Origin of the sequence: Polaromonas sp. (assembly GCF_018780625.1) — a bacterium.
Taxonomy (GTDB): domain Bacteria; phylum Pseudomonadota; class Gammaproteobacteria; order Burkholderiales; family Burkholderiaceae_C; genus Polaromonas.
Window position 1 is genome coordinate 41,199 of record NZ_JADMJK010000029.1, and the last position, 12,137, is coordinate 53,335.

General features: G+C 56.5%; 13 protein-coding genes. 2 read left to right on the forward strand and 11 right to left on the reverse strand.

Going from position 1 to position 12,137, the window contains the following annotated elements; translation table 11 throughout:
* The 6 genes from IV091_RS02485 to IV091_RS02510 form a co-directional block, all read right to left on the reverse strand.
* A partial coding sequence (locus IV091_RS02485; protein WP_293464645.1) for a tetratricopeptide repeat protein occupies nucleotides 1-629 on the reverse strand: 629 nt, incomplete at its 3' end.
* A complete protein-coding gene (rlmN, locus tag IV091_RS02490; protein ID WP_293464648.1) occupies nucleotides 626-1,783 on the reverse strand; it encodes a 23S rRNA (adenine(2503)-C(2))-methyltransferase RlmN in 1,158 nt (385 codons plus the stop codon). The genes rlmN and IV091_RS02485, both read right to left, overlap by 4 nt.
* A gap of 79 nt (nucleotides 1,784-1,862) precedes the next feature.
* A complete protein-coding gene (gene ndk / locus IV091_RS02495) occupies nucleotides 1,863-2,288 on the reverse strand; it encodes a nucleoside-diphosphate kinase (RefSeq protein WP_293464651.1) in 426 nt (141 codons plus the stop codon).
* Nucleotides 2,289-2,415: 127 nt separating this feature from the next.
* Nucleotides 2,416-3,888, reverse strand: a complete 1,473-nt coding sequence (locus IV091_RS02500) for a pseudouridine synthase (protein WP_293464710.1) — start codon at nucleotides 3,886-3,888, stop codon at nucleotides 2,416-2,418.
* Nucleotides 3,889-3,940: 52 nt separating this feature from the next.
* Nucleotides 3,941-4,633: an SMC-Scp complex subunit ScpB gene (scpB, locus tag IV091_RS02505; RefSeq protein ID WP_293464654.1), complete on the reverse strand. Its 693-nt coding sequence runs from the start codon at nucleotides 4,631-4,633 to the stop codon at nucleotides 3,941-3,943.
* A gap of 105 nt (nucleotides 4,634-4,738) precedes the next feature.
* A complete protein-coding gene (locus IV091_RS02510; protein WP_293464657.1) occupies nucleotides 4,739-5,773 on the reverse strand; it encodes an RluA family pseudouridine synthase in 1,035 nt (344 codons plus the stop codon).
* Between the two features lie 17 nt (nucleotides 5,774-5,790).
* On the opposite strand from IV091_RS02510, the gene IV091_RS02515 reads away from it, so the two are divergent.
* Nucleotides 5,791-6,615 carry an outer membrane protein assembly factor BamD gene (locus tag IV091_RS02515; protein WP_293464660.1) on the forward strand — a complete coding sequence of 275 codons (825 nt, stop codon included), beginning with the start codon at nucleotides 5,791-5,793 and terminating at the stop codon, nucleotides 6,613-6,615.
* Between the two features lie 111 nt (nucleotides 6,616-6,726).
* Here IV091_RS02515 and IV091_RS02520 read toward each other — a convergent pair whose 3' ends face one another.
* A complete protein-coding gene (locus tag IV091_RS02520; protein ID WP_293464713.1) occupies nucleotides 6,727-6,930 on the reverse strand; it encodes a DUF465 domain-containing protein in 204 nt (67 codons plus the stop codon).
* 87 nt (nucleotides 6,931-7,017) lie between these two features.
* Between IV091_RS02520 and IV091_RS02525 the strand changes: the two genes are divergently transcribed.
* Entirely contained in the window at nucleotides 7,018-7,776 is a 759-nt protein-coding gene (locus IV091_RS02525; RefSeq protein ID WP_293464716.1) for a protein phosphatase 2C domain-containing protein, read from the forward strand.
* A 13-nt stretch (nucleotides 7,777-7,789) separates the two neighbouring features.
* Here IV091_RS02525 and IV091_RS02530 read toward each other — a convergent pair whose 3' ends face one another.
* From IV091_RS02530 to odhB, 4 genes are all read right to left on the reverse strand, one after another.
* The gene (locus tag IV091_RS02530; RefSeq protein WP_293464663.1) at nucleotides 7,790-8,434 is read right to left on the reverse strand and encodes a hypothetical protein; all 645 of its coding nucleotides are present in this window, start codon (nucleotides 8,432-8,434) and stop codon (nucleotides 7,790-7,792) included.
* The gene (gene zapE / locus IV091_RS02535) at nucleotides 8,431-9,534 is read right to left on the reverse strand and encodes a cell division protein ZapE (protein ID WP_293464719.1); all 1,104 of its coding nucleotides are present in this window, start codon (nucleotides 9,532-9,534) and stop codon (nucleotides 8,431-8,433) included. Before zapE ends, IV091_RS02530 begins: the two co-directional genes overlap by 4 nt.
* 20 nt (nucleotides 9,535-9,554) lie before the next feature.
* On the reverse strand, nucleotides 9,555-10,982 hold the full coding sequence (lpdA, locus tag IV091_RS02540; protein WP_293464666.1) for a dihydrolipoyl dehydrogenase: 1,428 nt from the start codon (nucleotides 10,980-10,982) through the stop codon (nucleotides 9,555-9,557).
* Between the two features lie 67 nt (nucleotides 10,983-11,049).
* Nucleotides 11,050-12,137, reverse strand: a 1,088-nt coding sequence (odhB, locus tag IV091_RS02545) for a 2-oxoglutarate dehydrogenase complex dihydrolipoyllysine-residue succinyltransferase (protein ID WP_293464669.1), incomplete at its 5' end; no start/stop codon positions are given.

Genomic DNA, 12,137 nt, shown 5'->3' on the forward strand with positions numbered 1-12,137 from the left:
AACTGCGCACGGGTCAGTTCACCTTGCATATAAAGAAGGTTGGCCAGGTTATAGGCGGTCACCGGGTTGCCTGCATCAAACTCGTAAGACTGTTTAAGGCTCTTCTCTGCGTCATCAAGCCGCCCTGCGCGAACCTGGCACACCCCTTGGGCCATCAAGGTCTTGGCTTTTCCTGTGTAGGTTGGATTCGCGGCAGCCTGTGCAAACAACTTGAACGATTCAGGGTAGCGCGCCTGCTGGCAAAGCAGCCAGCCATAGTTGTGAGCGACATCCGCATCATGCGGATTCAACACGAAGGCACGGCGAAAACTATCTTCCGCCAAGGGAATGTCATTCAGCCGCATGTACACCAGCCCGCGCAAATTAAATGCATTCGCGTAGCCTGGATCTATGGCGATCGATTGCTTAATCTCATCGAGCGCGACCTTGGTCTGCCCTTCCTGGAAATACCCTGTCGCCAATTCAAGCCGCAACCGCGCACGCTTGCGCTGATCAGGTTCATCAGACTCGGTCACCATGTCACTTTGAACGCCGGAAGCCCCCGGGGCGCCAAGCTGGTTCGCGCAACCCACCAGCAAAAAAACTACCCAACAAACTGGAATCCAGAACACCGTGAAGACAGACTTCATTGACTTAGCCCCTTGAGCACTACCACTTTGATGCCTCCAAGCATACCTTGCCGCTGCGCGGCCATACGCCGGTCTACGCTGGTTCGGTCCTGAACGTCGCCAGCCAGTTGCCCGCAAGCGGCGTCAATATCGTCACCACGGGTTTTACGGATGGTCGTCACGATACCGGCATCCATCAAAATTTTTGCAAAAGCGGCAACTTGCTGCATTTCAGAGCGTTTCAGGCCAGAGGCAGGAAACGGATTGAAGGGAATAAGGTTGAACTTGCACGACAAGCCACGCGCCGCGTGGGTTTGCATCAGGGACACCAGTTGACGGGCGTGCTCGGGCTGGTCGTTGACTCCGTCAAGCATGCAATATTCAAATGTAATGAAGTCACGTGGTGCCGCCGCCTGATAGCGAGTACAAGCCTCCAGTAGCTCTTCAATAGGATATTTTTTATTCAAAGGCACCAGGTTGTCGCGCAGTGCATCATTGGGTGCGTGCAGCGATACCGCGAGCGCGACAGGGCAATCCTTGCCCAATCTGTCCATCATGGGAACGACGCCAGAGGTCGACACCGTCACCCGGCGGCGCGACAGCCCATACGCATGGTCGTCGAGCATGACCTTTAGCGCCGGCAGTAGCTGCGCATAGTTCTGCAAGGGCTCTCCCATGCCCATCATGACCACATTGGAAATCACCCGATCCTGCCGGTTTTTCCTGGCCAGATGCTCGCGCAAAAAATGCTCGGCAAACCACAACTGAGAGACAATTTCCCCAGTGGTCAGGTTGCGGCTAAATCCCTGGTGCCCTGTAGAGCAAAATCTGCATCCGACGGCACAACCAGCTTGTGATGAAATGCACAAGGTACCGCGATCAGCTTCGGGAATGAAAACCGTCTCAATGACATCCCCCGCGCCGACGTCAAACAACCACTTGATGGTGCCGTCTGTCGATTCATGGCGGGATACCACTTTGGGCCCCTGTATGCAGGCCGAAGTTTTCAGTTTTTCGCGCAAGGACTTCGCCAGATCGGTCATCTGCTCAAAGTCTGACGCTCCTTTTTGATGAATCCAGCGGAACAACTGCGTGGCGCGGAAGCGTTTTTCGCCAAGCTGCTCGCAAAACGCGACCAAGCCCTCCAGATCATAGTCAAGGAGGTTGGTGGTCATGACAGTGCGCGGCAAGCCGCGCCGCCCCAAGCAAGTGACGACCCGGTTGCGGGGAGGCAAAGCATGGGGACGAACATCATTAACGTGCGTAAACGTTCATGCCGGCAAAGAAGAAAGCGATTTCTTCTTTTGCCGTTTCAACAGCGTCGGAGCCATGCACCGCATTGGCATCGATGCTGTCAGCAAAATCAGCACGAATGGTGCCAGCATCAGCTTTCTTCGGGTCAGTGGCACCCATCAGGTCGCGGTTTTTCAACACAGCGCCTTCGCCTTCCAGCGCCTGAATCATTACAGGGCCTGAGATCATGAAAGAGACGAGGTCCTTGAAGAAAGGACGCTCTTTGTGAACTGCGTAGAAAGCTTCTGCTTCACCTTGCGACAGGTGCACCATTTTTGCAGCGACAACTTTCAGGCCGGCAGCTTCAAAACGTGCGTAAATCTGGCCCACGACGTTTTTTGCGACTGCGTCGGGCTTGATGATGGAGAGTGTGCGTTCGATAGCCATATATTTTCCTTGCGTTTTAGATTTATTGGGTTGCTAATTTATTCAAAAATTGAATAAAGCCTTCGATTTTAACCTGCGGACTTTCGGCATCCGTTCATGGCCGTGAAATCAGGTGAAGCGTAGGTATTCAGCGATTTCCGCTGCGGTTTCCCCCGCCGCGATTGCCGCTACCGCTACCGCCTCCGTTGCCACCGCCGCGACGCTGGCCCCCGGCCATCCCGCCGGTGTTAGCGGTATTCCCGGTATTGCCGCCGCCTCGGCGCTGCCCCTGGTCTTGCCGCTGCCGCGTCAAGGTATCAGAGCCAATGTACCCAAATGACGTCTTCATGGGGTCAGGCTGGCTCCCTCCGGCCGACCGCTCACCCCGCGCAGGGCGGTCGTCGCGCCGCTTCTGACCCTGGGGACCGCTTGGACCTGACTGCCCAAAGCGAGCCGCCCCCGGTCCTGCATTTGGCCCCCGTGGCCGCCCGGCGCCGCTTCGGGCGCGCTCGTTGCCACGCGGACCCCGGCGCTGCAGATCACCGCCCTCGCCCGCCACATTGCCTGGATTGGCAACATCGCTTCGCGGATCAGCCTTCGATTCAGAGCGCGTTACAGCGCTGGTCAGTGCCCAAATATCATTTTCATCGAGCTCGACAAACGCACCGCGCTTGAGGCCTCGCGGCAACACCATGGCTCCGTAGCGAATACGAATCAGCCGACTGACGGCATGCCCCACCGCTTCAAACATACGGCGAACCTCGCGGTTGCGACCTTCTGAAATAGTGACCCGATACCAGCAATTGGCGCCTTCACCGCCACCCGCCTCGATGGAGCCGAACTGGGCAACACCATCATCCAGCACAACACCCTCCAGCAGACGCTTTTTTTCCTCATTGTTCAGTGCGCCCAGCACCCGCACGGCATACTCACGCTCCAGTCCAAAGCGCGGATGCATTAACTTATTGGCCAGTTCGCCCGAACTCGTCAACAGCAGCAGACCTTCGGTATTCAAGTCAAGACGCCCCACGGACTGCCATTTACCCTGAAACAACTTGGGCAGTCGGCGAAACACGGTAGGCCGATTCTGCGGATCGTCGTGCGTCACGACTTCGCCCGCGGGCTTATGGTAGGCAATCACACGCGGCGGCGGCGGATCAATCCGAACCCGAACCGGCTTGCCATTGACCTTGACCGTATCGCCAAACTGGATGCGTTGCCCGATGTGAGCCGGCTCGGCATTGACCGAAATACGTCCTTCAAGTATCAACTTCTCCATCTCAAGCCGCGAACCCATGCCAGCCTGGGCAAGAACCTTGTGCAGCTTGGGGGTCTCTGGTTGCGCCGACAAAACCCGCTTGGGCAAATCAAGCGCCACATCCTCTTCGTCCGCATCGAATTGACCGGTCACCACATCCTCAAACCGGATGGCGCTTGCGGCAGGAACTGGCCGACCTCGCGTGGTCGCCGGTGGGGGCATGGCAGCGTCGACTAGCGCAGTCGATGCTATCAAACCAGGAGCAATCTGAGGAGGTTGTACGGACACTGGAATCGTGTCTTTATCGATGTTTTGGTCAGGCATTGCCGGGGCCTCGGAAGCGGGTTGGTCTTGATGATTCATACTTTTTTCAGTCATGCATGCGGAGCGCTGGGTCCCGACGGTTAGGAGGGTGTCAGGAACTGTTGCCGTCATCCGGCTCCAAGCTTTCCTGGATTTCTATATTTTTCGGAATCCGTGCCTGCGCATCGGCTTCTTCGTTGGAACTCCCCAGCGAAGCAAGAAGTTCAGCAGGGGTGATTAGCGCATTGTCAGCAATGCCAAATTCAACTCGTTCGCGCATTGCCGCCTGATCCGGTGCGATTCCCATGACAGGAAGCTGATCCAACGATTCCACGCCCAAATCATCCAAAAATTGCCGGGTCGTGGCATAAAGCCCGGGTCGGCCCACCGTTTCGCGGTGACCGATCACTTCGACCCAACCACGATCTTCCAATTGCTTAAGAAGCAGCCCGTTAATTGTGACGCCCCGGATTTCCTCCATGTCGCCACGTGTCACGGGCTGGCGATAGGCAATAATCGCCAGCGTTTCCAGAGCGGCCCGACTGTAACGGGGCGGTTTCTCTGGATGGAGTCTGTCTAAATACTCGCGCATCTGTGGGCGACTCTGAAAGCGCCAACCGGTCGCTACGTGAACGAGTTCGACACCGCGACCGGCCCAGTCGTTTTGCAGATCCTCAAGCACCAACTTGATGCTGTCGGCAGTCAATACCCCGTTAAACAAGACGCCCATCTCGCGCAAAGGTAGCGGTTGCTGCGCGCAAATGAGTGCTGTTTCAAGGATGCGCTTCGCATCCGTCGTATTCATGATTGGTCGTTCCGGGAAAAAGCGGAAAATAGCGCCTGTATGCGCATTGCATTTATGCAGGGCCCACTTTTAAGGAGCGCCATGATGCAGATAGTCGAAAAACTATTAATCTTGATTGTATATCAAGCCCAAATCCGCCATCGCTGCCTGTAGATCAGCGGAGGGAGTCGACTTGAACTCCATCATTTCACCAGTGACGGGATGCTCAAATGCCAGCCGCCACGCATGCAATGCCTGGCGGCCCAGGCCACCAGCAGGCAAGCCGCCATAAAGCGCGTCAGACACCAGGGGATGACCCAAAAAAGCCATGTGAACCCGAATCTGATGGGTGCGCCCCGTATGAAGTTTGCACTTTACCAAGCAATACTTGGTTTCATTGTGCAGCAGTGAAACCACCGTGGAGGCGGTCTTGCCAGAATTTTTCTCGAGGTCCACCACCGCCATGCGCAATCGATTGCGGGGATCACGGCCGATTGCTGCCTCTACCTGGCGGGTTTTGGCGCCCTGCCATGCGCCATGCGCCAGTGCAATATATTCCCGATGCACATCCCGGGCGGCAATCAGGCCGACAAGCTGATCCATGACCGAGCGTTGACGCGCCACCACCATCAACCCGCTGGTATCCTTGTCCAGACGGTGCACGATGCCGGCACGCGGCAAAAAAGAAGCCTGAGGATCCCGCGCCAACAGTCCGTTGAGCAAGGTGCCGCTCCAGTTACCTGGCGCTGGATGCACGACCAAACCAGCCGGTTTGTTGATCACGCACAAATAAGGATCCTCATACACAACATCCAGTGCCATGACCTCTGGCTTGAAGGCCTGACTTTGTGGCGTGGGCCTCAATTCAATAATGAGCGCGTCCCCAGCCTTCACCTTGGACGATGTTTTTTGCACCACCAGGCCATTGATCTGCACCACCCCGGCCTCGATCAATTGCTGCAGATAGCTGCGTGAGAACTCAGGCACAATGCCAGCCAAAGCGCGGTCCAGACGGCTGCCATGACTCTCGGCAGGAACCATCACTTGCCGCAGTTCCATTTCCAGACTGCTGCTGTCGGACTCCTCCTGCGCTTCGTCCAGCAGGTCATGGGCAGCAACAGCGCCCGATATAATTAATTTGCTTTGTTCAGAATCAGTCATCAAGAAGGTCGATCGCAATGTTTTCCACCAAATTATCGGTTGTTCCCGGGGCATTGCCGCTTGTTGCCGCCATTTGCGCGTTGTCTTTTATGGTCTCGGGCTGCTCAAGCACCCCGGATGCAGATCGTACGGCCTCATGGAGTCCAAACAAGATTTACGCAGAAGCCAAGGATGAAGCCAGCTCTGGCGCCTACGACAAGGCGATCCCTCTCTACGAGAAGCTGGAAGGCCGCGCAGCCGGAACCCCTCTTGCGCAGCAGGCACAACTCGACAAAGCTTATGCCCAATACAAGGGGGGCGAGCAAGCCCAAGCGCTGGCGACACTGGACCGTTTTATAAAGTTGCATCCGGCAAGCCCAGCGATGGACTACGCTTTATACCTCAAGGGCTTGGTCAACTTTAACGACAACCTGGGACTTTTCGGCTTTATATCGCGCCAGGACTTATCCGAGCGCGACCAGAAAGCAGCCAAGGAGTCATTTGAATCCTTCAAGGAACTGGCAGGACGTTTTCCAGATTCCCGCTATGTGCCTGATGCGCGATTGCGTATGAGCTATATCGTGAATTCCCTGGCCCAATCAGAAGTTCACGTTGCAAGGTACTACTACTCCCGTGGCGCCTACATCGCCGCCATCAATCGGGCCCAAAGCGCAATCGCCGACTATCGCGACGTCCCGGCGCTTGAAGAGGCCACCTTTATTCTTTACAGGTCCTACGATGCCTTGGGCATGGCGGACCTTCGCGACGATACGCGTCGCGTCATGGAAAAAACTTATCCGAACAGTCAATACCTTAGCAAAGGCTTCAAATCTGCAGATAAGCCATGGTATAAATTCTGGTGAAAATCTGCAGCCCGAGCACCGGTTCTTGCTCCGCTGCCAATTTTTTTATCAGGGGACGTGCGCTGGGCAAGTGTGATCCGGGCAGTGAAGAAAACCTGAACTCCAAGAGTATCAAGCAGGCTCAGACGGGACTAGCGATGACTCAAGCCTTGATATCTGGTCGCGCAGTTGAAGTAGTCGTTTTTTAAGACGCCTGAGCAGTAATTCGTCGATGGGCAGAGCATGCGCCGTCATATCTGCCAATGCGTTCAGATCTGCGTGCTTAATTTTCAGCTCGATGAGCTGCCACTCAGGTGAATGTAGATTGAGGTCCAATGTATTTTTATCCGTGTGCGCCACTTCGTCTGATAATACGTCGATTGCCTCTACAAATCGAGCCCTCCGGGCTTGACCGATTACACGATGTCTAAAGGTTATCGCATCACAGCGTCCACGGGTACCCACAAGGGCGACCGGGACTATCAGCAGGATCAGGTCAATCTCTTTAGCCACCCGCGCCATCCCAGCTGCATGCTGGGCATAGTCGCCGACGGCATGGGGGGGCGAAGCGGTGGGCGCAAAGCGTCCGATCAGGTCATGATGACGGCCAAGCAACTTTTTGAACGGTATTCACCGCCTACGGATGACGCGCAGGCCATGCTGAAGCAGATCATTGAAGAAGCGCACATGGTCATCAAACTCACCGCCATCTCGGCCGAACAGGAACCGCACAGTACGCTGGCCGCATTCTTGATTAATCCGGGTGGCGACTGCCACTGGGTGCACGCGGGTGACTCGCGCATCTACCACTACCACGGCGGCAAGCTGATCCACAGGACCGTGGATCACTCCTACGTGCAAACCCTGATTGACAAGGGTGAGCTAACCGAGGACGAAGCCAATCTCCATCCTCAATCCAATATCTTGATGAGTTGCCTGGGTACCGAAGAATCGCCGCCCATTGGATATCACTTCATTCCAAAACTGCAGCCACATGACGCGCTGCTCGCCTGCAGCGATGGCGTTTGGCATTACTTCAGCGCCAGCGAACTGGGATCCGCACTGTCTGTATTGCCGCCCCGTGAAGCCACTGAATTTTTGATAAAGAAGGCAAGATCACGTGCCCGCGGTACAGGTGACAACCTGTCGCTGGTTATTGTCAAGCTTGAACACTTGACCTGAACAAAGCGCTTGCTTATTCTGGCAATGGCAAGGATTTAGCGGGAGGTTTGATCTCTTTAAGACGATCGCGTTCATGCTGGTCCCGCCTCTCCTGGGCTTTTTTCTGGCGGGCACTCAGTTTTTCAGCAGCAAGTGCGGCCTCAGCCCGGTTGTCAGTTCTGACCTGTGCTTTTCGCTGATTCTCCTTCAGCCTTGCAGCGCTGGCTTCGATAGCGGTTTTTTCACGCGCGCCAGTTGTGGCCTGGTCATTACTCTTTTTCTTTTCCCTGATCAGTCGAGACGCCCCGTCTTCCTGCGTTTTGGTGGAACTGGCTGCCGCATCCTGCTGCTTTTCAACTGATAATTTTTCTTCCAGTTTGCGCAACTGTGCGGCGCCCCTGAGCCGTCGCTCCTCATCGTTGAGCAAGATCTCTTGACGACGCAGATCTGCGATCGCCTCACGCCGCCTGGTGTTGACGCGGTCAAGACAATGATTGACCGCGAATTTTTTATAGCAGGCTGCATCCTCCGCCAAAAAGCCTGACTCCAGCGTGGCCCGGGCAGCACTGATTCTGGCCCTTTCCACGTTGATATCAGGCGCGACCTCACCCGCAGCCGTCTGCGCCCCCAACAAGGTGCTCAGAGTGGCAAAGAACAGTGAAACAAACCATTTTTTCATGTCAGTGTCGTATCTACGTCTCTGCGCTCCAGGGCCAAAAATTCCATGGACTGCATTTCGTTGAGCCGCGAGACAGTCCGTGCAAACTCATGGACCAACGGACCATCGGTATACAACGCCTCGGGCGCTACAGCAGCCGACATGATCAATTTAACCCTTCGATCGTACAGAACATCTACCAGCCAGGTGAATCGCCTGGCCTCCGATGCCATCCTGACCGGCATGTGTGGCACGTTACTCAAAAACACCGTATGAAACTGACTGGCAATCTCAAGGTAATCATTTTGCGAGCGCGGCCCACCGCACAAGATCTTGAAATCAAACCACACCACGCCACCCGCCTTGCGCCTGGCTTCGATTTGCCTGGACTCAATCCGCATCACGGGGTCTTCATCCTGAGACTCCGCCAGCGCATTAAACGTAGCCGTCATCTCGGCGTCAGCTTTTTCGCCAAGCGGCGTGAGGTACATCCTGGCCTGTTCCAGAGTGCGCCTTCGATAGTCCGTTCCGTTGTCCACGCTGAGGACTTCCAGCCGGGTCTTGAGTAACTCAATCGCCGGGAAAATCCTGTCCCGGTGCAGGCCGTTTGGATAGAGGTCATCGGGACGAAAATTGGAAGTCGTCACAAAACCAACGCCATTGGCAAACAGCGCTGCCAGCAAGCGATGAAGAATCATCGCATCGGTAATGTCGGCGACATGAAACTCGTCGAAGCAAATCAGGCGATAACGTTTGGCGATGCGTTTGGCCAATTCATCCAGGGGGTTTGCAGTACCCTGCAAACCGTGCAGTTCCAGGTGCACCTCACGCATGAACTCATGAAAGTGCAACCTGACCTTGCGCTTGAGCGGCACGGCGCCAAAAAAGCAATCCATCAGAAAGCTTTTACCCCGGCCAACCCCCCCATACATATAAACACCGCGAGGAATCTCGGGCCGGTTAACCAGCTTCTTGAAGGCATTGGATCGCCGGCTCTTGAACGCCGCCCATTCGGCCGCACAGCGCTCAAGCGCATCAATAGCACGCAACTGCGCGGGGTCACTGAGATAACCCCGCGTTGCGAGTTCAGCCTCGTAGGCCAGGCGTACGGGCTGAGTCACCGCTGGAGTGCGCTGGACATTCAAAAATTCAGCGTGCGCTTGTCAACTGCCAGCGCCGCTTCTTTGGTCGCTTCGCTCAGGGACGGGTGCGCGTGGCAAATACGGGCGATGTCCTCGCTGCTGGCGCGAAATTCCATGGCAACGACGCATTCTGCAATCAACTCGCTGGCCATGGCCCCCACAATGTGGACACCCAGAATTTCGTCCGTTGCCGCGTCTGCCAGCATCTTGACCATGCCCGTGGTGTCGCCCAAGGCGCGCGCGCGACCATTGGCCATGAAGGGGAAGCTGCCCGCCTTGTAGGCGCGCCCTTCTGCCTTCAGCTGCTCTTCCGTTTGACCCACCCATGCAATCTCGGGGCTGGTGTAGATGACCCAGGGAATGGTGTTGAAGTTGACATGCCCATGCTGACCCGCAATGCGTTCAGCAACCGCCACGCCTTCTTCTTCGGCTTTGTGCGCCAGCATGGGGCCACGCACCACATCTCCAACCGCCCACACGCCCGGCAGGTTGGTCTTGCAATCGCCATCGACCACAATCGCACCGCGCTCGTCAAGGCTCAGGCCGACCGCCTCGGGGTTCAGGCCGTTGGTGTTGGCCGTGCGGCCAATCGAGATAATGAGTTTGTCAACTTCAAGCGTCTGGGCTTCGCCCTTGGCGTTGGCGTAAGCGATGGACACGCCCTTTTTGCCCGTTTTGATCTCGCCGACCTTCACGCCCAACTCAATCTTCAGGCCTTGCTTGGTGAACGCCTTGTGCGCTTCCTTGGCGATCTGCTGGTCTACTGCGCCCAGAAATGTAGGCAAACCCTCCAAAATAGTGACTTCAGCCCCCAAACGGCGCCATACCGAGCCCATTTCGAGGCCGATGACGCCCGAACCGATCACGCCAAGCTTTTTAGGCACGGAACCGATGCGCAGCGCGCCGTCGTTCGAAAGGATCATGTCCTCATCAAAAGGCGTTCCTGGCAATGCCCGGGCATTGGAGCCAGTCGCGACAATAATGTGCTTGCCTGAAATGATTTCCTCAGCGGCACCCACCACCTTGATGTCATAGACGCCGTCTTTGGCGGCGACAAAAGAGCCTTGGCCATGAAAGAAGGTGACCTTGTTCTTTTTGAACAGGTACACGATACCGTCGTTGTTTTGCTTGACCACGGTGTCTTTGCGGCCAACCATCTTTGCCACATCCAGGCCCAGCCCCTTGACCTCGATGCCGTGATCGGCAAAGTGGTGGCCTGCATGCTCGTAGTACTCGGAAGATTGCAAAAGGGCCTTGGAGGGAATGCAGCCGGTGTTAGTGCAGGTTCCGCCCAGGGCAGGACCGCCTTTGGCATTTTTCCACGCATCAATACAGGCAACCGCAAAACCCAGTTGCGCCGCACGAATAGCAGCGATGTAGCCGCCAGGACCGCCGCCGATGACGATCACGTCAAATTGTTTGGACATGTTTTTTTTCAGTGAATGGGCAACGCGGCAGGCAGCCCAGGCTGCCTTGCCGCGCCGCGACAAGTTATTAAATATCGAACAGCAGACGAGCCGGGTCTTCCAGCGCTTCCTTCATGGCGACCAGGCCGAGCACCGCTTCGCGGCCGTCAATGACACGGTGGTCATAGCTCATGGCCAGGTAATTCATTGGACGCACCACGACTTGGCCGTTTTCAACCACAGCGCGGTCTTTGGTCGCGTGAACGCCCAGAATGGCGGACTGCGGCGGGTTGATGATGGGGGTGGAGAGCATGGAGCCGAACACGCCGCCATTCGAGATGGAGAATGTGCCGCCCGTCATTTCCTCGATGCCCAGTTTGCCGTCACGCGCCTTGGCGCCGTACTCGGCAATCTTTTTCTCAATCTCGGCAAAGCTCATCTGGTCGGCGTTGCGCAAAATAGGCACGACCAGGCCACGTGGCGAGCCCACGGCAATCCCGATATCGAAATAGCCGTGATAAACGATGTCAGTGCCATCAACCGACGCGTTGAGCACCGGGTATTGCTTCAGCGCATGAACCGCGGCCTTGACAAAAAAGCTCATGAAACCGATCTTGACGCCATGCGCCTTCTCGAACTTGTCCTGGAAGCGCTTGCGCATTTCCATCACTGGCGCCATGTTGACTTCGTTAAAGGTCGTCAGGATGGCGTTGGTCGACTGTGACTGCAAAAGGCGCTCGGCAATCCGGGCGCGCAGGCGACTCATGGGCACGCGCTGCTCAGGACGATCGCCCAGATCAGCGGCCTTGGAGGGCGCTGCCACTTGCGGCAAGGATTTGGTCTGTACGCCCGTTGGTATTGCGCTGGCAGCTACTGACCTGGCAGCGCCTGCGGCGGTAGCGCCCAGTACGTCGCCTTTGGTGACCCGACCGTCCTTACCGGTTCCCGGCACAGAACCTGTTGCCAGATTGTTGTCTGCCATCAGCTTGGCAGCGGACGGCATCGGGACACCCGCCATGGAGCCGCCCGCGGCAGGCGCAGGCGCGGAAGCAGTCGCTGCGGCGGGCGCGACAGCAGCAGCGGCCGCAGCTGGTGCGACTGCGCCAGCCTTGCCTTCGGTATCGATTCTTGCGATCACCTGGTCAGACACCACGGTGCCGCCGTCGGCAACCACCA